General features: G+C 48.3%; 22 protein-coding genes. 17 read left to right on the top strand and 5 right to left on the bottom strand.

Going from position 1 to position 18959, the window contains the following annotated elements; genetic code table 11:
* Position 1: 1 nt before the first annotated feature.
* Positions 2 to 1183, bottom strand: coding sequence for an AGE family epimerase/isomerase (locus P5G61_RS08710; RefSeq protein WP_301246106.1), 1182 nt, complete (start codon positions 1181 to 1183; stop codon positions 2 to 4).
* 250 nt (positions 1184 to 1433) lie between these two features.
* Here P5G61_RS08710 and P5G61_RS08705 point away from each other — a divergent pair, with 250 nt between their 5' ends.
* The 11 genes from P5G61_RS08705 to nikE all read left to right on the top strand — a co-directional run bounded on the left by P5G61_RS08705 (position 1434) and on the right by nikE (position 12557).
* Positions 1434 to 2720, top strand: a complete 1287-nt coding sequence (locus tag P5G61_RS08705; protein WP_435874117.1) for an ABC transporter substrate-binding protein — start codon at positions 1434 to 1436, stop codon at positions 2718 to 2720.
* Positions 2721 to 2860: 140 nt separating this feature from the next.
* Positions 2861 to 3748, top strand: a complete 888-nt coding sequence (locus P5G61_RS08700; RefSeq protein WP_192271700.1) for a carbohydrate ABC transporter permease — start codon at positions 2861 to 2863, stop codon at positions 3746 to 3748.
* Positions 3745 to 4584, top strand: a complete 840-nt coding sequence (locus P5G61_RS08695; RefSeq protein WP_435874095.1) for a carbohydrate ABC transporter permease — start codon at positions 3745 to 3747, stop codon at positions 4582 to 4584. The genes P5G61_RS08700 and P5G61_RS08695 overlap by 4 nt, the downstream gene beginning before the upstream one ends.
* A 269-nt stretch (positions 4585 to 4853) precedes the next feature.
* Complete coding sequence (locus tag P5G61_RS08690; RefSeq protein ID WP_301246103.1) at positions 4854 to 5891, top strand: glycoside hydrolase family 130 protein; 1038 nt, start codon at positions 4854 to 4856, stop codon at positions 5889 to 5891.
* A 35-nt stretch (positions 5892 to 5926) separates the two neighbouring features.
* On the top strand, positions 5927 to 6049 hold the full coding sequence (locus P5G61_RS08685) for a hypothetical protein (RefSeq protein ID WP_301246102.1): 123 nt from the start codon (positions 5927 to 5929) through the stop codon (positions 6047 to 6049).
* Between the two features lie 66 nt (positions 6050 to 6115).
* A complete protein-coding gene (locus P5G61_RS08680) occupies positions 6116 to 7057 on the top strand; it encodes a glycoside hydrolase family 113 (protein WP_301246101.1) in 942 nt (313 codons plus the stop codon).
* Positions 7058 to 7286: 229 nt separating this feature from the next.
* Positions 7287 to 8924: a nickel ABC transporter substrate-binding protein gene (gene nikA, locus P5G61_RS08675; RefSeq protein ID WP_301246100.1), complete on the top strand. Its 1638-nt coding sequence runs from the start codon at positions 7287 to 7289 to the stop codon at positions 8922 to 8924.
* Positions 8925 to 9002: 78 nt separating this feature from the next.
* Positions 9003 to 9947, top strand: coding sequence for a nickel ABC transporter permease subunit NikB (gene nikB / locus P5G61_RS08670; protein WP_301246099.1), 945 nt, complete (start codon positions 9003 to 9005; stop codon positions 9945 to 9947).
* Positions 9944 to 10774 carry a nickel ABC transporter permease subunit NikC gene (gene nikC, locus P5G61_RS08665; protein WP_301246098.1) on the top strand — a complete coding sequence of 277 codons (831 nt, stop codon included), beginning with the start codon at positions 9944 to 9946 and terminating at the stop codon, positions 10772 to 10774. Before nikB ends, nikC begins: the two co-directional genes overlap by 4 nt.
* Before the next feature lie 53 nt (positions 10775 to 10827).
* Complete coding sequence (locus tag P5G61_RS08660; RefSeq protein WP_435874094.1) at positions 10828 to 11640, top strand: ABC transporter ATP-binding protein; 813 nt, start codon at positions 10828 to 10830, stop codon at positions 11638 to 11640.
* A gap of 116 nt (positions 11641 to 11756) precedes the next feature.
* Entirely contained in the window at positions 11757 to 12557 is an 801-nt protein-coding gene (gene nikE, locus P5G61_RS08655) for a nickel import ATP-binding protein NikE (protein WP_301246097.1), read from the top strand.
* A gap of 272 nt (positions 12558 to 12829) precedes the next feature.
* Here the strand turns inward: nikE and P5G61_RS08650 are convergent, their stop codons facing one another.
* Together P5G61_RS08650 and P5G61_RS08645 are read right to left on the bottom strand one after the other, a co-directional pair.
* The gene (locus P5G61_RS08650) at positions 12830 to 13411 is read right to left on the bottom strand and encodes an NAD(P)H-dependent oxidoreductase (protein WP_301246336.1); all 582 of its coding nucleotides are present in this window, start codon (positions 13409 to 13411) and stop codon (positions 12830 to 12832) included.
* Positions 13412 to 13634: 223 nt separating this feature from the next.
* The gene (locus P5G61_RS08645; RefSeq protein WP_301246096.1) at positions 13635 to 14231 is read right to left on the bottom strand and encodes a TetR/AcrR family transcriptional regulator; all 597 of its coding nucleotides are present in this window, start codon (positions 14229 to 14231) and stop codon (positions 13635 to 13637) included.
* 286 nt (positions 14232 to 14517) lie between these two features.
* On the opposite strand from P5G61_RS08645, the gene P5G61_RS08640 reads away from it, so the two are divergent.
* Together P5G61_RS08640 and P5G61_RS08635 are read left to right on the top strand one after the other, a co-directional pair.
* On the top strand, positions 14518 to 15501 hold the full coding sequence (locus P5G61_RS08640; protein WP_301246095.1) for a phosphotransferase family protein: 984 nt from the start codon (positions 14518 to 14520) through the stop codon (positions 15499 to 15501).
* A gap of 18 nt (positions 15502 to 15519) precedes the next feature.
* Positions 15520 to 16518, top strand: coding sequence for a glycosyltransferase (locus P5G61_RS08635; protein WP_301246094.1), 999 nt, complete (start codon positions 15520 to 15522; stop codon positions 16516 to 16518).
* Between the two features lie 249 nt (positions 16519 to 16767).
* Here the strand turns inward: P5G61_RS08635 and P5G61_RS08630 are convergent, their stop codons facing one another.
* On the bottom strand, positions 16768 to 16905 hold the full coding sequence (locus P5G61_RS08630; protein WP_435874093.1) for a recombinase family protein: 138 nt from the start codon (positions 16903 to 16905) through the stop codon (positions 16768 to 16770).
* 314 nt (positions 16906 to 17219) lie between these two features.
* Between P5G61_RS08630 and P5G61_RS08625 the strand changes: the two genes are divergently transcribed.
* Positions 17220 to 17420, top strand: a complete 201-nt coding sequence (locus tag P5G61_RS08625; RefSeq protein ID WP_301246093.1) for a hypothetical protein — start codon at positions 17220 to 17222, stop codon at positions 17418 to 17420.
* Positions 17421 to 17638: 218 nt separating this feature from the next.
* Here the strand turns inward: P5G61_RS08625 and P5G61_RS08620 are convergent, their stop codons facing one another.
* Positions 17639 to 17824: a hypothetical protein gene (locus tag P5G61_RS08620; RefSeq protein ID WP_301246092.1), complete on the bottom strand. Its 186-nt coding sequence runs from the start codon at positions 17822 to 17824 to the stop codon at positions 17639 to 17641.
* A 68-nt stretch (positions 17825 to 17892) separates the two neighbouring features.
* Here P5G61_RS08620 and P5G61_RS08615 point away from each other — a divergent pair, with 68 nt between their 5' ends.
* The 3 genes from P5G61_RS08615 (at position 17893) to P5G61_RS08605 (ending at position 18942) form a co-directional block, all read left to right on the top strand.
* A complete protein-coding gene (locus P5G61_RS08615) occupies positions 17893 to 18090 on the top strand; it encodes a hypothetical protein (protein WP_301246091.1) in 198 nt (65 codons plus the stop codon).
* Positions 18091 to 18401: 311 nt separating this feature from the next.
* Positions 18402 to 18671, top strand: a complete 270-nt coding sequence (locus tag P5G61_RS08610) for a YesK family protein (protein WP_301246090.1) — start codon at positions 18402 to 18404, stop codon at positions 18669 to 18671.
* A gap of 109 nt (positions 18672 to 18780) precedes the next feature.
* On the top strand, positions 18781 to 18942 hold the full coding sequence (locus P5G61_RS08605; protein ID WP_301246089.1) for a hypothetical protein: 162 nt from the start codon (positions 18781 to 18783) through the stop codon (positions 18940 to 18942).
* Positions 18943 to 18959: the final 17 nt, after the last annotated feature.

Here is an 18959-nt window from a genome sequence, read left to right as displayed (position 1 = left end):
GTTATCCCATCCTCTCAATTAGTTCAATACAGAATCGGCTATTGTGATACGGGCATTTCCACGGTCCGGCGATTTCACTTTGATCCGGTGTGCCGTTCCCGTCTACTGACCAGTACCACTCCCCGCCAGCACGGTGATCGATAATATGTTCCTTCGTATACGTCCACAAACGTTCCACTCTCTCCAGAAACAACGGATCACCTGTACGCTGATAGGCGTTGTAGAAGCCGACCATCGCCTCGGCCTGAACCCACCAAATGCGCGTCTCATCTACAAGGTCACCCTCTTGTTCATTCAACAGCGAACCATCTGTATTCACGGCCACATTGGAAATGTTATAGGCAATATCCGTTACCATAGCGGAATACTCCGGGTGTTGATCCAGACCTAGTACTTTCAATGTTTCGTCAATCAGCCAACTGGCTTCAATGTCATGCCCGAACGAGCGCAGATCGATAATCGAATTCCACTGTTTGTCGAAAAACACCCCGAGAAACTTCGTGTCTTTGTCATACACTCGTTCATACAAAATCCCAAGCAGGCGCTCCAGCGCCGCTTGCACCTGCGGATCCGGCCATACGCGGTAGAGCGTGGTGTAGGCCTCCAGCACATGAATATGTGTATTCATTGTGTAATCCGCAATCACACCATTTTCGCTCAGCATTTCATTGGGCTGTTCATTCCAGAAGCGGTCGAATTGTTCCTTGTATGCAGGTGATTCGGCATTCAGGCCTTGATCCTCAATCAGGGCAAAAAGCGTTTTCGCAAGTTCTAAAGCAGCTTCATCCCCGGTTGCGCGATAATACTCGCTTAGTGAATACACCCCAAAGGATTGCGTATACACATGTTTACTTGTGTCCAGCGGTTCCCCTTTGGCATCCACCATCCAGTACAAGCCTCCATGTTCGGCATCCAGCACATGATCCGCAAGAAAACGGTAGGCGTGTTCGGCGTGAACCCGCCAGACTTCATTCCCGGTTACCCGGTAGGCGGCTGCAAAGGACCAGAGCTGCCGTGCCGTGGCGATGCCGCCTTTGGGAGCGAGGCGATCAACTTGAAGATCATTGCCGACCCGGCCATAGAAGCCGCCGTTGTTATGATCTTTGAGGGCAGACCAGAATGGCAATATATGTCCTTCCCACTGTTCCTTTATTTCCGTTTTGATGTCATTGGTGTAAGTCATAAGTTAGGGCTCCTTCAAAGTACAGGATTCGAATTAATTTAAGTTATCGTTAACTTTATTAAATAATATTAGTGTCGGATAATATCATTGTCAACGAGTCATCAAAGAAAAACTTTTTGTTAAGTAATAAATAATTTAATTGACAGGTAAGCGTTACCATAATAAAATTCATTTTGTAACCTTAACGATAACTTAAATTAACTTAGAAAAGGGGTAGAATCAATTGAGAAAAAACAAAGGTTGGATACTGATGCTTACCATGCTACTCATTACTTCTCTGCTCGCAGCTTGCTCTTCCGGCGGTGGCTCTTCACAGGCAGGAGAGGAGATTAGCACAGATCCGGCGGACATCAAGGGTGAAATTACGGTCCTTACGCAGCGTACAGATATTGTGGATACCGTGTTCAAAGACTATGCCGCGGAGTTCAATAAGGAATACCCGGATGTCAAAGTAAACTTCCAGGCACTGGCCGATTATGAGGGACAAGTGAAGATCCGTATGAGCACCAAGGATTACGGCGATGTGCTGATGATCCCCACCAGCGTACCAATTGCGGACATTCCGGATTTTTTTGAACCGCTGGGCACGTACGATGAGCTGAAAGATAAGTACACAGGCATTGAAGAACGTATGGTGGAAGGTCAGGTATATGGCATTCCAACGGTTATTACGTTCTCCGGTATCATTTATAACAAACAGGTATTCAAAGATGCTGGCATTGCGGAAGTTCCGAAAACACCCGAGCAATTCCAGGCTGCGCTTCAGCTGGTCAAAGATAATACAGATGCGGTGCCACTGTACACCAACTATGCATCCGGCTGGGCTTTGACACAATGGGAAGCGGATCTGCCGACGGTTGCAGGCAGTGTCGACTACGTTAACATTGATCAACCGAACACGGATGAGAACTTTGTGGCTGGCAAGCCGCACTACGAATTGTACAAAGTGCTTTATGATGCAGCCAAAAATGGCTTGATCGAGAAAGATCCAACGACAACCGATTGGGAAAGTTCCAAGGCGGACCTGGCGAACGGCAAAATTGCAACGATGGCGCTGGGGTCATGGGCAATTACACAAATTCAAAGTTTGACGGATACACCGGATAACATCGGATTCTTACCATTCCCTACGAATGCAAGTGATGTGGTCGTTCCGCTCGCTGCAGACTATAACATCGGCATGAACGTGAACAGTGAGAACAAACCTGCTGCAAAAGCGTGGATTGACTGGTTCCTTGCGAAATCAAACTATGCCGTTGAGCAAGGTGGAGGTATGAGCGCAGACAAAAATGCAGAATTGCCACCGATTTTGGATCAATACAAAGACGTTACATTCTCCACATTGACTCCTGCCAAAGAAGGACAGGAAGGTCTGGTTGACAAAATCGACAACGAAGGCGAGATCGGCCTCTGGCAGCCTGACTTTAAGAAACGCATTATTGAAGCAGGTATCGGTAACCGCAGCGAATCGTATGACGATATTATGAAGGACCTGAATGACAAATGGGTGAAAGCGCGGGCAGAACTCGCGAAATAAGCCAGTTGCGGCGGATGGGTCGGCCAATAAAAGCGCGATGTATATGGCCGACCACCGTTGACATGCAGCGAAGTATCGCGTAATGGATGGGAGTCTTCTTTTGATATAAAGCGGTAGAACCGCTTGGAGGTGTGGAGAGCATGAAATACTTGAAGATTTCGAATTGGGGCTACTCAGCGCAACGTATATTTATTATCTGTGCCTTCTCAATCATTCCGCTGGCACTGCTGTTCACGTTTGCTTATTTACCTGTCATTAACATGTTCAAATACAGCTTCACGGATTGGAACGGATATAGCAAAAGATTCGACTATGTGGGGTTTGAGAACTACACGCGGATATTCAGTGACCCTGAATATTTTAAAGTGTTTATTGTCAGTTTGTACTATTTTGTTGCCACTTTCCTGCAAATGGGCCTGGCCCTCTACTTTGCAACCATACTGAGTTTCAAAATTCGAGGCAAAAACTTTTTCAAAGGCATATTGTTCTTTCCCTATCTGCTGAATGGCGTAGCGATCGGATTTATCTTCCTCTTTTTCTTCAAACCGGATGGCACCCTCGATACACTCATGCAGGCCGTGGGGCTTGGACAATACACTCAGCTTTGGCTTGGGAATCCGAACATTATTAACGTGTCGCTCGCAGGCGCATCGGTATGGAGGTATATGGGCTTTAACTTCATCATCTTCCTGGGCGCGATCTCTTCCATTCAAAAGGATGTCTATGAAGCGTCGGACATTGACGGGGCCAATCGCTGGCAGCAGTTCCGCCATATCATCCTGCCGAGCATTACACGCATCCTGCAGCTCAACCTGATTTTGGCGATTAGCGGCGCAATCAGTGCGTTCGATATTCCATACATTATGACCGATGGTTCCAACGGCAGTGAGACGTTTGTGATTCAGACCGTTCACTTGGCATTTAAGTACGGCAAGCTGGGCTTGGCATCGGCCATGGCGGTTGTGCTGCTGTTTATCGTCATTCTTGTTACGCTCGTTCAGCGTGTCACCATGAAAGGGGAGGAATGAACGTGCATCAACTCAAATACACCCTTGCGAGCATATTCAAATATGCTTCACTCATTATCGCCGCGTTCATTGCACTTGTACCCATCGTTGTGGTGCTGTTTGCATCGCTCAAGACCAATGCCGAATATGCGACCAGCAGCCCGCTTGCCCCACCTGCCAACTGGCTGAACTTTGCGAACTATACGAAGGCTTTTGTGGACGGCAACATGCTGGTCGGTTTCAAAAATACAATTATCATCCTGATCATCTCCATCGTGGGTGCCACTTTAACAGGTTCCATGATCGCGTATGTGCTGGATCGTTTCAAATTTAAGGGCAAAAAAATTATGGTCGCAGCTTTCCTGCTCGCTACCCTCATTCCGAGTGTCACAACGCAGGTAGCCACTTTCCAGATCATCAACGCTCTCGACCTGTTCAACACCCGCTGGGCAGCCATTGTAATGTACCTGGGTACAGATATCATCGCGGTGTATATTTTCCTGCAATTCCTGGGCTCCATCTCCAACGCACTGGATGAATCCGCCATGCTGGACGGTGCCTCCTACTTCACGATCTATTGGAGAATCATTCTGCCACTGCTGAAACCGGCGATTGTAACGGTCATTATCGTGAAGGGCGTCAACATCTACAACGACTTCTACACGCCGTTCCTGTACATGCCCAAGACAGACTTGCAGGTCATATCCACGGCCCTTTTCAAATTCAAGGGACCGTTCGGATCACAGTGGGAGGTTATCAGCGCGGGGATTATGATCGCCATCATTCCAACGATGATTATCTTCTTGCTGCTACAGAAGTACATCTACAACGGCTTCGCACAAGGCTCCGTTAAATAAAAAACGAAGGCTATATGAAATTAATATGAAAATACACAGGAACGGAGAGGGCAGAAAAAACCTGGAGAAACGGAGTGTTCGCCTAAAAGCTTTCTGAAAGAAAGCTCTCTCCGTAAGCATATGCTATCACCGGATTTTACCTTTTCATGAGGGAATCAAAAAAATCTGGGGATAACAGCGATCGAAAGGTTGTTCTGCCATCGGAGTGGACTTGTGTAATTTTAACAGTTTATTTCATATAGCCTATCACCGAAGGGAGAAATGAAACGATGACAGTTGTCGATACGAAACACGTACACATTGTTGGAGATGCATTGCCGAATATGCCTTGGGAGGATAAACCGGAGGGAACGGACGGACCGGTCTGGAGACACTCAGCCAATCCAGTCGTGCCGCGTAACCCGGTCAAGGGAGTTGCCCGTATTTTCAACAGTGCAGTCGTTCCTTATGAAGGGAAATTCATCGGGGTATTCCGCGCCGAAACGATTAACGGACGTCCACACCTGCACATGGGATCGAGTGAGGATGGGTTGGAGTGGAATATCGAAGAGGAACGCATTACTTTTGTGGATGAGAATGGCGATCCTTTCATGCCCAACTATGCATATGACCCACGTCTGGTGAAAGTGGAAGATACGTATTATATCATCTGGTGTACCGATTTCTACGGCGCTGCACTTGGTTTGGCGAAAACCGATGATTTCAAAACGTTTGTGCGTCTCGAAAATCCGATGCTGCCGTTCAACCGCAATGGCGTGTTGTTTCCGCGCAAAATCAATGACAATTATGTGATGTTGTCCAGACCAAGCGACAGCGGACATACGCCGTTCGGGGATATTTTTCTGAGCGAAAGCCCGGATCTCGTGTACTGGGGCAAACATCGCCATGTCATGAGCAAAGGTGGTCAGGGCTGGTGGCAATCCGTCAAAATTGGCGGCGGTCCAGCACCAATCGAAACGTCCGCAGGCTGGCTGATGTTCTACCACGGCGTTACCGGAACGTGCAACGGATTTGTGTACAGCATGGGTGCAGTCATTCTGGATCTCAATGAGCCATCCAAAGTAAAATATCGTTCCTCCAACTTCGTGCTGACACCGGAAAAATGGTACGAGGAGCAGGGCTTTGTGGACAATGTTATCTTCCCGTGTGCCACATTGCATGATGCGGAGACCGGACGAATCGCCATCTATTACGGCGCAGCCGACACCTACGTTGGAGTGGCCTATACAACCGTCGAAGAGATCGTGAACTACGTCATTGAGACCGACGAAGTTATCGCCGGAGACCGTGAGGAAGGCAAGTTATAGCATTAATGCAGTTAAGGTTTACACAAAAACGGAGAGTGCAGAACCAATCTGAAGAAGCGGAGCGTTCGCATTTATCCCCGGATTTTACCCTTAATAAAGGGATTAAAAGAAAATCCGGGGATAACGGCGATCGGAAGATGGTGCTGCAATCGGAGTGAATGTGTAAACATTCGGTCATTCATATCTACACTAGATGATGAAAGGGGCATTGCGGAACAATGCATATGGAATACATCAAGGGATTTACATTTGGATGGATGAGTGGCAGGGGAGACTTCCGCAAGCCAGAAGCGAAAGAATCCTTGCGTCTGATGGCTGAACGCACAGGCAGTTCGCATGTTATTTTTGCACTGGCGGCGCAGCAGGATCATCCGCAGGCGGTAGAGGCCAAATATGAGGGTGAACATATGGTGGAAGACGATGAATTGGTGGACATGATACGCTACGCCCGTACGCTCGGACTGCGGGTCATTCTGAAACCGACTGTCAATTGCACCGATGGCACATGGCGGGCACACATTAACTTCTTTGATATCGATGTGCCGTGTGAGCCGAAATGGAAAGACTGGTTCCGCAGTTATACCACGTATCAGAAGCACTATGCAGCCATTGCAGAGCGCGAGAATTGCGAGATGTTTATTGTAGGTTGTGAGATGGTGCAGTCTGAGCGTCGGAGTGAGGAATGGCGCGAGGTCATCGCGGGAGTGCGTGAAGTGTATTCCGGGCTCGTGTCGTACAATACGGACAAGTACCAAGAAGGGCATGTGAAATGGTGGGATGCCGTGGACGTCATCTCGTCGAGTGGATACTATCCCATCGGAGACTGGGAAGCGCAGCTGGATCGGATTGAACAGGTCATTGCACCCTATGGCAAACCTTTCTTCTTCGCGGAAGCGGGTTGCCCTAGCCGCAGCGGATCGGCGCAGGTACCGAACGACTGGGGGTTAACAGGTGAGGTCAGCGCGAAGGAACAGGAGCAGTTCTATGAAGCCATGTTCCGTCATGCAAGTAAGAGGGAGTGGGTACGCGGATTTGGTCTGTGGGACTGGAGTGCGCATCTGTATCAGGAGCAGGATGCCCTGAACGATGACGGATACGGAGTTTACGGTAAACCTGCGGAGAGTGTTATTCGCTGTTTCTATGAAGGTATTGCGGTTGGCGTATAAACTGAATGTGCAAGGTGTTCCAAGGATCGATAAAAAAATCTAATTCAAGAAAAGATACTCTTCTTTCTCATATAAGAAGGGTATCTTTTTTAGCTTTAAGCAGCAGGTTTTGAAGCTGACTGTCGAACTGTCGAATTATATTGACAAAAAGCGCGCTCCTGCCTATTCTTAATGGATGAGTATGAGAATCATTATCAAATATGATATAGAGAAAAGGGGTTCCACATCCATGTTTGCATCACATCGAAAATCGTCTGCCTTCCTGCTGGCAACCGCGTTATTGCTGCTGCTGGTTATGGTGGGCTGCAGCAATACAGATAACAAGAAGGCGTCCTCCTCGTCTGCCTCGGACCAAGCATCTTCCACGAAGGAGATTACAATGTCGTGGCCGCGGGATATCGGTACGATGAATCCGCATACGTATAATCCTTCACAACTATTCGCCCAATCCATGCTCTACGAACCGCTGATCAGTTACCAGAAGGATGGTAAGCTGGAGCCTGCACTGGCTGAATCATGGACCATCTCCGATGATGGCAAAGTGTATACATTTAAGCTGCGCCAAGGTGTGAAATTCTCGGATGGTACACCATTTAATGCCGAGATCGTGAAGAAAAACTTTGACGCTGTCATGAAAAATAAAGATACACATAGCTGGCTCGGCATTGTAGGGGTACTCGACAAGACAGAGGTTGTGGATGACCATACCTTCCGCATGACGCTCACAGAGTCGTATTATCCTGTTCTTCAGGACTTGTCTGTAGTTCGTCCTTTCCGTTTCCTGGGTGAAGCCGGATTCCCGGATGACGGAGATACATCCAAAGGCATCAAGGAGCCGGTTGGTACAGGCCCGTGGATGCTGGCTGATTACAAGCAGGACGAGTATGCCGTCTTCAAGCGCAACCCGAATTACTGGGGAACTGCGCCGAAGGTGGACCAGATTACCGTTAAAATCATTCCTGACGGTGAAACCCGTGTGCTTGCTTTTGAAAAAGGGGATCTTGACCTGATCTACGGTGAAGGGGTCATCAGTCTGGATGCGTTCCAGCAGCTTCGTGACAACGATGAATATGTAACTCAACTGTCTGATCCGGTAGGTACGCGCGATCTGCTGCTGAACTCTTCCAATCCAAAGCTGTCCGACGTAAGAGTACGGATGGCGTTACAGCAAGGGTTTAACAAAAAAGCAATGGTAGAGGGTGTAACCGCGGGGCTGGAGGAACCAGCAGATACGGTATTGTCCAAAAACTATCCGTATACTAATGTGGATCTGAAACCGATTGAATATGATGTCGAGCAGTCCAAAGCTTTGCTGGATGAAGCAGGCTGGAAGCAGCCAGCGGGCGGTACCGTGCGTGAGAAAGATGGACAGCCACTTGAGTTTGAGATGATTTTTGATAAAACCGATCCGATTCAGAAGGCAATGGCCGAGACCATACAGGCAGAATGGGGCGAGCTGGGGGTCAAGGTGAACCTTACCGGGCTGGAACTGACAGTACAGATCAAACGCTTGAAAGCCAATGATTTCGACCTTTACTTCTGGTACAACTATGGTGCGCCGTATGATCCACATTCCTTCATTAACGTAGTCGCGAGCCCTGGATTTGGTATTTCCGAAACCTTGAGCGCCCTGCCGATGAAAAAAGAACTGGACGAGCAGGTGCATGCAGCCCTGTCCTCGACAGACGAGACGAAACGCCAGAAGCTGTATGGCTCCATCCTGACAACACTTCAGGAGCAATCGGCGATTGTACCGATCTCTTATATCAAGAAAACGGCGGTATACCAAAAGAAAATTAAGAACTTTGTATTCCCGGCAAACCGGGATGAAAATCCGTTTGTTGGCATTGAAGTAGGAGACCAGTAAACGAACAAGGATATACACATCCATGTATGAATACATGTCATTCAGTCTATGTAGCTTGATAAAAGGGAGGAATGTTTGGTGATCAGCTATATCGGGAAACGAATGGTCGCGATCATTCCTATCGTTTTTATCGCTACACTTGTTACATTTGCACTGATTCATATTTCACCGGTTGATCCGGCTGAGGCCTATCTGACGGCTGCTCACATCTATCCAACACCGGAGCTGCTTGCACAGAAGCGACATGAGTTTGGCCTGGATCAACCGTTGCTCACCCAATATGTTCATACGCTCAAGAAGATTGCCCAACTGGATTTTGGCACATCGTATCTCACGAACAAACCTGTCATTGATGAGGTGAAATCAAAACTCCCCGCGACGGCTGAATTGGCCTTGTGGAGCATATTGTTTTCTGCACTGGTGAGCATTCCCCTGGGAATACTGGCGGCGGTATACAAAAATAGCTGGATTGATATGATCAGCAGGGCCATTTCCTATTTTGGGGCGTCCATCCCGCAATTCTGGCTTGGGTATCTGCTTATCTTCTTTTTCTCGGTGAAGCTGGACTGGCTGCCTGTGGAAGGACGCGGATCGTGGGAGAATCTGGTGCTGCCTACGGTAACACTCTCCTTAATCCTGATTGCCTTATATACTCGGTTATTACGTTCCAGCGTACTGGAGCAATTACAGGAGACATATGTACAGTACGCGAGAACACGCGGGATACGGGAACGGGTGATTATGCTGAAGCATGTCCTGAAAATCGCGATATCACCCTTTATTACGGGAATGGGGATGAGTATGGGAAAGCTGCTCACAGGAACCATTATTGTGGAGCAGGTGTTTTCCTGGCCCGGATTTGGACGTTACTTTGTCGATGCGATATTTAACCGGGATATTCCGGTTATCCAATGTTATGTCTTTCTTGCGGCATGCCTGTTCATCGTATGCAATTTGCTCGTTGATCTGGTGCAGTTGGCTATGGACCCACGAATTTCAGCGAAAGGACGGGCAGAGCATTGATAAACAAATGGCGTGCGAGTTTTAAAGGCCAGAGAGCTATTGTGGTCTGCTCGATTATTATTTTGCTGTTCTTCGTGGTGACGCTTCTGGCCCCTTGGATCGCTCCACATGACCCGGTGAAGGTGAATCTGCTGCAAAAGCTGAAGAGTCCTTCGCTGGATCACTGGCTGGGAACGGACCATCTGGGCCGTGATACCTTATCCAGGTTGATCTATGGAGCGAGGGTGTCGCTCGGATTCGCGACTCTTATTTTTCTATCCTCCCTAATCATTGGCATTCTTGTCGGCTCTGTCTCCGGTTACGTTGGCGGCTGGGTGGATAGTGTGCTCATGCGATTCTGTGAAGGGGTAATGGCTTTTCCCAATCTGGTGCTGGTGCTTGGCATTGTGGGGATATTTGGTCCAGGGCTGATGCAGGTTCTGCTGGCCCTCATGATGGTGCAGTGGGTGTATTATGCAAGAATCTGCCGGAATATGGTGGTCAGTCTAAAGGAGCGAAACTTCATCGCAGCGGCTCGCATTAGCGGCTCATCTTCCTGGACGATTATTCGTAAACATATCATTCCCAATGTGCAGCGTCCGATTGTTGTCATGGGTACGCTGGAGATGGGGTGGGCGATTATGGACATATCGGCGCTCTCCTTTCTCGGTCTCGGTATTCAACCACCCAACGCCGAATGGGGCGCGATGATCCATGAAGGAACGGGGTATATTCGCAGTCACCCCGAGTTGATGATCTATCCGGGGGTGATGATTCTGCTAGTGGTCATTACGTTCAACATCCTGGGAGAAGCGCTGTCTGAGCGATATGGCATTGCCAAGCGTTAAAGGTTCATCAGTTCGATTCGAATGGGATGGAGATACGGGGGTGAACGGAAGCGATGGTGATGGATACGGATAAGGATAAGGTATTGGAGGTCCGAGGTCTGCAAGTGAAGCTCAAAACGGAAAAGGATATCGCACCGCTGCTGGAGCCGATGGATTTGGTGCTGAACAAAGGCTGTGTATTCGGACTGGTTGGCGAGAGCGGCAGTGGCAAAACGATTACGTGCAACGCATTGCTCCGCATGCTTGACCCGCGCAGGATGGAAGTGACCGGCAGCATCCGTCTGCATGGACGGGAGCTTGGTACGTTGTCCAGCGAAGAGATGCGGCGCATCCGGGGCAAGGAGATCGGATTTATTATGCAAAATCCGATGAATGCTTTTACCCCCGTCTATACGATCGGCGCTCAATTCATTGAAACGTTGCGTACGCACACTGGAATGTCCAAAGGCCAAGCCAAAGAACAGGCGGTTGCAGCCTTGACCGACATGAACCTGCCGGAACCGGCCAAGCTGATGAAGCGTTACCCGTTCCAGTTGAGCGGCGGCATGCTGCAACGGGTCATGATTGCCATATCCATGTGCCTGCGGCCTGCCCTGGTCATTGCGGATGAGCCGACCACGGCGCTGGATGTGGTGAACCAGCTGCGGGTGCTGCAAGAACTGGAGCGGCTGCGCACAGAGTACGGCACCTCCATTCTGCTCATTTCGCATGATCTGGGCGTGATCTCGCAAATGGCGGATGAAGTTGCAGTTATGCAAAAAGGACGAATTGTGGAGCAGGCAGGTGTCCATCAGTTGTTCGATCAGCCACAGCATGAGTATACACGAATGCTGCTCCATGCCAGGCCCAACATATCTCTGGGATAGACGCATGTGGTTAAGCTGAGGCAGGCGTAAATAGATCGCAATGGACGACCCGTTTTTGTTTTTTACGGAGTGTTTTTCCTTTTGCCAAGTCGAAGAGAAGAGAGGACGGTGACCTGATGCTTCAGGTACGTGAAGTAAGCCATAGCTATGGCAAACGCAGCTGGCTGGATCGTTCGGGGACACGTCCTCCTGTGCTGACAGACATTTCGCTTACGATTGAAAAAGGGGTATGTCTGGGCTTGCTCGGGACGAGCGGTGTAGGTAAAAGCACGTTGGGCAAAATCATCCTTGGGCTGGAAAAGCCCACTGAGGGACAGGTTATCTTCCAGGGGCAGGATATATACCGAGCGGGCAAACAGGTGCTGAAAAGGGTAAGGCGCGATCTGCAGGTTGTGTTTCAGGACTGCTATTCTGCCGTAAACCCGCTGATGACAGCAGCTGAGATTATTGGTGAACCGCTAGATAACTACGAGCGATTGTCAGCAAAGGAGCAGCAGCGGAAGATTGGTCAGCTGCTAGAACAGGTGGGGCTTGCACCTGAGGACAGCAGCAAGCTTCCACATCAGTTCAGCGGCGGCCAATTACAGCGAGTGAATATTGCCAGAGCGATTGCTCTCAAGCCCAAGCTGATTGTCCTGGACGAGTCAGTCAGCAGCCTGGATATGGTGCATCAGACTCAAATTTTATCACTGCTGGCAGAGCTGCGTGCTTCGTATGGGTTATCCTACCTGTTTATCACACATGACATTCGTGCGGCGATGACTATCTGCGATCGCATTGCGGTAATGGATCAGGGAAGGCTGGTCTATTACGGGGAGGAGAAGGATTCGATTACAGAGTCCAATCATCCGGCTGTTCAGCAGTTGGTTTCGTCCATCTTGCCCGAGCATCCATCGGAGCGTATTACGTTTGGCTAACCGTTTTCTTAATCCTCTAACGAACCTCAGTGAAGTTATTCAGCTACAAAACTGTGAAAACCTGCGAAATGAAATACGAATTGAGGAAATAACGCCTCTACGATTTGTTAAATCACAGACTTGTAGGTTTTGGAGCTAATAGCCATGTGTAAGGTTCGTTAGATTATGAATATTGCTAAAAGGGTTGTCCCGTCATGATCATGACGTAAGGACAGCCCTTTTTTGTAACCTGTAACGCATACTTTTCTAATATGACTACTATAGAATATAAGTTACCCCAGCTTCCGCCCTAGCTGCTCAATCTTCTCCAACCATTTCTTTCTCTGTTCCTCGGACTGTTTTCCCACCACATCTACAGGTGTTATGCGCACTGGTTTGATGCCTGTCAGAGCAAAGGTGGAGATCTTCATCATTTTGTGTGCGGGCTCACCCTGGAACCATTTGTAGTACCAGCTTGGACCGTCCATGGTGGTGATCATGCGAGCCGTACGGCCTTTGAGCAGCTGATCCGGGAAAAGTTTACCTTTGTGATATTTGAAGGCATAGCCTGGCATGAAGATGCGATCGATGAATCCTTTGAATAAAGCGGGCGGTCCTCCCCACCAAATCGGGAATATCCATACCAAATGCTCTGCCCACTTAATGGCCTCTTGAGCTTCCAGTAAGTCCGGTTCGAGCGGCAGTTTATTACGATAACCTCCCTCTAAATTCATGTTGAATTCCAGTTCGTTTAGGGTGATCATGCGAACCTCGGCACCTGATGCAACTGCCCCTTTTCGATAAGCTTCGGCGATTGCACCATTGTAACTTGGGGAAACGGGATTACCTTGGATAATTAATATTTTTTTCATGATGACGACACGTCCTGTCTATTTTAGTTAATGAACACTAACCTCATGTGTAAAAAGAAAAGGTCACGAATGACCCGGTAATCAATCAGGAATTTCCTGAAGGTAGTTGAAGCTGGTTTTCCTATCATTTAAACGAAAGATATTGCAACGGAACCCAGCTTGATCAGAGCCATCTCTTGATGACTGCGAGATCGGAACGACTTCGGAATCCCTATATTCGTCGGTTCTATCCCAATTCAGCCGATACCTGCCCCAACATCGACGCCAGTCGATGAACGGTTTCCCCGGTATACGGGACGAGCAGCTCAGGCAGTTCACCTTGCATACTGGAGACGCCCATGCGTGTAATGGCACCGATGACTAGTACGGCCGTAAGCCGTGAATCCTGAGCAGGCAGTTCACCCCGCATCACTCCCTGATCGATCAGGTCTATCAACGCATCCAGCGGCTGGCGGTAATCTTCACTGCTTCCGACTTCGATGAATATCTCGTGATTTTGCGAAATCAGCAGCAGTCCGTAGGGATCTTCATCGTGCAATTGAAGAACCTCGGTAATCAGCTGCTTGAAGCGTTCCAGCACCGGACCGTCCTGACGGACATACCCGTCGATCAAGGCGGTATAATCCGCACAGTATTGGGTGAAGGCTTCGAGAGCAACAGCATCTTTGTTCTTAAAATGTTTGTAGATCGCCGCATCGGTTACTCCCGCGGCATCACCGATCTCTTTGACGGAAATGCCGTCAACGCCTTTGGTTGCGAACAAGCGCATTGCCGCTTGCAGGATGTCTTTCTTTTTGCTGTCTACATGAGGTTTGTTCTTCATGATTGTATAGTAAGTGATCACTAACTAAATTGCAAGGGTAATTTATGAATGGCCTTATATCCTGCATCCAGAGTGCTATTGCGCAAAAGCTTGCAGCCTGATGGGTGTCAACGTATGATGGAAAGAAATGAGCATTTTACATCATTGCCGAGTATGTTTTACAAACTGCATGATATAGAGCAAGTCGTCTCTGCTCAACGGGAGCTTTGTCCCTGCGGGTATGGCGGAAGCTAATGATGCAAAATGCCGGCGTTTTCATACGGACGAATTACGGAGGGTACGGAGTATGGGGGACCAGGGGAATGCAGAATTACATGTTTCTTGCTGGGTGACCCCGCAAGGAATGTTGAATGACCATTATGTATGCAAACGTGAACGGCTGTACAAAGGCATGAACGGCAGATATGTCGAGCGATTCACAGCCCCGGGCGGAGAGAGCTATATTTTTAAGCCGTTGACCCATCACGGACAGCATGGGCGTGAACAATGGATGGCAGAGCATGTGCTGGTGCATTTACCGCCGATCTATCCCCGGCTCATCGCTGCATCAGTCAGAGACGCTGCACCGGATCAGAGCTGGCTGATTTACGAGGATCTGGGGCAACTGGTGCATGATTTGCGGGAAAATACGCTGTCAGCTGCTGCTGTAAACATGGCCGAATGGCACACGATACCTGTTTCCGGCTGGGACGAAATGCCTCATGAGGGTCAGAAACCACCCATTCGGAACATGCTGGACGAGCTGCTCGGGCAGAAGAGAGCTACCGAGGACATGCTGTTCAAACTGGGAATGACGCTGTCTCCATCCGATTGGGACAGCATGATCACGCTAATTCGCAAGGCAGAGGAAGAGCTTCCACGAGTTCTGTGTCATGGTGACCTGCATCCCGGGAACATGGCGGATGTGAATGGCAGACTGGTCATCATCGATTGGGAGCATGCCCATCTCAACACTCCGCTTTGGGACGTGTACCATCTGGTGGATCTATCGCATCCGCTGTTCCCGAGAACCGTTACGCCGGAGCTACGGGAGCGGATTATTGATGTTTATCTGGATGGGCTGGAGCGCCATAGCGTTCAGGTTGACCGGGTTACTTTTAAAAGGTGGTACAGTGCATATGCCATTGTCTTCTCGCTCTGGATGCTGCGTCTGATTGATGGGGATCTGAGAAGTCCAGACTGTGTATGGCCCGAGGAACAGCTGCGAAACCAGTGGCAGGAGACGGTAGCAACACTGGAACAGTGCATGAACCAGTTGTTCACGGAATAGAAATGAGGGGTGCAGAACATGCGTAAGGTAGGACTCGTAATGCGTAAAATTCAATTCACGGAGGCTCAGGGCCCGCGCGTATTTGCGGATCGGTTGAAGCAGATTGGGCTGGAGCTGGGCGTGGAGATTGTGTTCATCTCACCGGAGCGCCATGTCAGCGGGTATGAGTGGTTGCCTGGGTATGAGCATGAGAAGGGTGACCTGGTGAACTATGATATCGTACTGGACCAGATATATAGCCAAAATATCGAGCATGTCATTTACACCGTATCCGGGTTTACGTTTTTGAAGATGTTTTTACCGAAAAGCGTGTTGTTCCCGCACAGTTTTCCCGACCCGGCGTTGACAGGTTATGAGATGATGAAGCCGTTCTATACGATGGTGGATAAAGCGATTGTACAGACGGAGTTCCTGAAAACAGAGCTGGGCCGCAATTTCGGTGTTCATGACGTGAACGTCATCCCGATTGGCTTTAGTGAAGAGTTAGCGAACCGACATTATGATCCGAGTCAGGTGGTGCATAATCGCGTGCTCTGGATCGGTCGGGATGAGGCGAATCGTCGTCCGGACCTGGTGCTGGAATATGCCCGGCAGAACCCGGACAAGGAAGTGTATATGGTCTTTGGCGGACGCCGCTATGAGGAGAGCATGAAAAAGTACGATATCCCGGACAACGTGAAGTTGAAGTTCGCGCTAACACAGGATGAGGTATTCACCCTGATGAACTCGTCCAAGGTATATTGGAGCTGTTCGGCCTTTGATACGTTTGCGATGCCGCTGACCGAAGCGATGGCGATGGGCAAAATGGTCGTGAAGCCGGAGCATGCCTGCTACGGCCACATTCGATCCACGCATGCATTTGCAGGCAACGAGGATAACTGGTTTGAATTGGTGAACATGGCTGCTGCGGCGCCGCGCAGTGTGTCCGAAGACAACCGTGAGTATGCCTTTGGTGCTTTTTCGCGCACAATCATGAAAGAGGGATACCGTGAGTTCTTTGCCAACTGGTTGAAGTAATTCATGCATATGCAGGTACTAAAGGCTCCGGTCGTTGAATAGAAAATGGACACAAAAAGGCTTCTAATTGGGCAGGGAATCCGATCAGGAGCCTTTTCTTTGTGCCTGAATCAACGGGTGTTCCGCTAGCGCTGAACAGGAGCTATATTAATCTGACACGAATGAAATGGACATATTTTAGTATTTATCAAAAAAAGGCCGGGTGTTATGTTGTGGGCGTAAGGAAGGAGTTACCCCTTAATGAAAGCGCTAGGTGTCGCCCTCTCGAAGTACACGTTTTAAAAACTGATACTCCGGACGGTCAAAGTTCTTGCCGCTAACCTTATCCAAAAAAATATGATCCTCTGGAATACCCTGTTCCCGTAATACGGTTAATTGACGATCCATATTCTGATCTTTGGTGGATACCCTGGCATACCGTATATTCTCGTAAGTGTTCGCATAATCAACTCCTGTTAATTTAAAAAGGTGTTAATATTTTTATAAACGTTTAAAAACTAATTCAATACCTTTACGGACGGGTTTTCGTACTTAGTATGTGGAATTTGTTTCTACGTGTGTGTCGTCCATATAGGCGGTTATTCTAACTTTTTTTTGGACTATATTACAAAACGATGAATAAAAAAGTAACTATTTTCCTTTTCTGGCGTCTATATATGTGAGGGAAATCCTCTTGTTTCAATTACCTGTGAGGTGATTTGATGAACAAGATTTTAGCGATCTCGATTTTGGGAATGGGTTTAACTGGTGCCGTTTTAATCATCTCAATTGCTCTGTTGTTTAACCCCCCAATAGGAAATGTGTTGAAGATGGTTACTGCGGCTTCAACACTATCTTTTATTATATTTGCTGTCTCGGCTTTGGTATTTCGTCGGCGATTAGATGATGAAAAAAGAGAGTAATATATTTATACTGCCTCGATTTAGGACGAATGATTCCCAGTAGCAATTCTAACAATGTTTCTACTCAAGAAAAAAAGCATCTCCTTCAGGTGATGCCTTTTTTTCTGCTTATCTTCAGAAAATAATGAAATATATCTCCTCCAACATGCCTTCTCCCCCTTACAATCACCCATGCCAGAAAATAGAACCGTCCGTTTGGAAATATATAGAGTCCTTTTTTATGGAGCTGCGTCCGGCCTAACCTCAAATATCTTACTAATGCCCTTGATCATCTCATAAACCTGATCGATTTTCCGAATATTCGTCGGTTCATTTTCTTCAAGCTCCCTTGCTGTACGCCACAGAAATTGGTTAAAGAGCATCAGATCGGCGCAATGGCTCTCGATGCCTTGCTTCTCCATCATTGACCAATTAATTTCTATATTTGTCCCATCCTCCCGCCAATAGGCTTCCAGAATAGGTTGAGGCTCCGGTGCCGCACGGCGGATTGTTCGTTGTTCCCCTTTTTACGCATCCGTGGCTGTTTATGTTGTCTCTTCTCATTGGTACCGGAATCTGTGGAATAACCTTATCCCTATTAAAGAAGCCAGTAACGGCTAAGGATGAAGAATTCGACGACACGGAAGATGAAAGCGTAAGCTTCGATGACATTGTGTTCAAAGTGGAGTAAGGCCCACCGAGATGAATCTGTTCCATTCGGTTGGCAAAGCGAATTTATACAAGGGACTGCGATATGAACAACGCCAGGCTGAAAGTGTAAGCCTTTACTGAGCCTGTTGGCGGGAACATGGCATCATAAGAAATATGCCAATTTCATATCATGAAACCTCTTGAAGCCCTCAATCACGAATTCGATTTATCGTGAATGGAGGGCTTCATTATGTGATAAACTCTACACGTATCCAGAATGCTTAGTGTCATTGGTCATTCGGAGGAATGTATGGAGAAGAAGGGGGCGTATAAGTGAAAGGTCTTATTATATTGATACTCCTTATTTGGCTCGCATTGCTGCTTATTGAATGGCTTATCTATCGATTGCAAGGTCGGCGGATGACAAGGGCTCAATATATTCTGCCTTGTGTGGCCTTGCTGGGTGGAGCCATCGTTATTATGATCAGCGTCGATATTGGCGGCTGGAACGGGATCGGCTATGCTCTGCTGGGGGTATCGATTGCAACTTCCGGCTTGCTCACCCTGATCACGGTCATTATTGTGGATGTGGTCATGCGGCGGCGCAGAAGGAACGAATAGAACGAATGGGGTTTACGCTACAAAGAATGAATTGGGCGATCAGACGGTTGCAGGAATGCATTCGTCTGTGATATATTGACACTAATTATGACAAGGGAGGTGAAGACAGGTGAATCACGCGATGCTTAACAACCGTATTAGCCAGCTGCCAATTGCTATGGCTGGCATTGTTCATACTTTTCCAACTAACGGGAGAAGTCTGTCCAATTTTGAATATACGGAAATTAACATTTGCGAGAAGATGCCTGCCTTGACCTCATTCGGACGATAAGCAATTTTGCTTGAATT

Origin of the sequence: Paenibacillus vandeheii (assembly GCF_030433635.1) — a bacterium.
Classification (GTDB): Bacteria; Bacillota; Bacilli; order Paenibacillales; family Paenibacillaceae; genus Paenibacillus; species Paenibacillus vandeheii.
Note: the sequence above shows the minus strand (reverse complement) of the source record. Positions and strands in the feature narration are given on the sequence as shown.

Excerpts from the sequence above, each read along its gene's own strand:
- nikA (WP_301246100.1), top strand. The coding sequence starts at position 7,287 with ATGTTTGCATCACATCGAAAATCGTCTGCCTTCCTGCTGGCAACCGCG.
- P5G61_RS08630 (WP_435874093.1), bottom strand. The coding sequence starts at position 16,905 with ATGGATCGTCAATTAACCGTATTACGGGAACAGGGTATTCCAGAGGAT.
- P5G61_RS08660 (WP_435874094.1), top strand. The coding sequence starts at position 10,828 with ATGGTGATGGATACGGATAAGGATAAGGTATTGGAGGTCCGAGGTCTG.
- P5G61_RS08705 (WP_435874117.1), top strand. The coding sequence starts at position 1,434 with ATGCTTACCATGCTACTCATTACTTCTCTGCTCGCAGCTTGCTCTTCC.
- P5G61_RS08640 (WP_301246095.1), top strand. The coding sequence starts at position 14,518 with ATGGGGGACCAGGGGAATGCAGAATTACATGTTTCTTGCTGGGTGACC.
- P5G61_RS08700 (WP_192271700.1), top strand. The coding sequence starts at position 2,861 with ATGAAATACTTGAAGATTTCGAATTGGGGCTACTCAGCGCAACGTATA.
- P5G61_RS08695 (WP_435874095.1), top strand. The coding sequence starts at position 3,745 with ATGAACGTGCATCAACTCAAATACACCCTTGCGAGCATATTCAAATAT.
- P5G61_RS08625 (WP_301246093.1), top strand. The coding sequence starts at position 17,220 with ATGAACAAGATTTTAGCGATCTCGATTTTGGGAATGGGTTTAACTGGT.
- P5G61_RS08645 (WP_301246096.1), bottom strand. The coding sequence starts at position 14,231 with ATGAAGAACAAACCTCATGTAGACAGCAAAAAGAAAGACATCCTGCAA.
- nikE (WP_301246097.1), top strand. The coding sequence starts at position 11,757 with ATGCTTCAGGTACGTGAAGTAAGCCATAGCTATGGCAAACGCAGCTGG.
- P5G61_RS08690 (WP_301246103.1), top strand. The coding sequence starts at position 4,854 with ATGACAGTTGTCGATACGAAACACGTACACATTGTTGGAGATGCATTG.
- P5G61_RS08680 (WP_301246101.1), top strand. The coding sequence starts at position 6,116 with ATGGAATACATCAAGGGATTTACATTTGGATGGATGAGTGGCAGGGGA.
- P5G61_RS08635 (WP_301246094.1), top strand. The coding sequence starts at position 15,520 with ATGCGTAAGGTAGGACTCGTAATGCGTAAAATTCAATTCACGGAGGCT.
- P5G61_RS08710 (WP_301246106.1), bottom strand. The coding sequence starts at position 1,183 with ATGACTTACACCAATGACATCAAAACGGAAATAAAGGAACAGTGGGAA.
- P5G61_RS08620 (WP_301246092.1), bottom strand. The coding sequence starts at position 17,824 with ATGATGGAGAAGCAAGGCATCGAGAGCCATTGCGCCGATCTGATGCTC.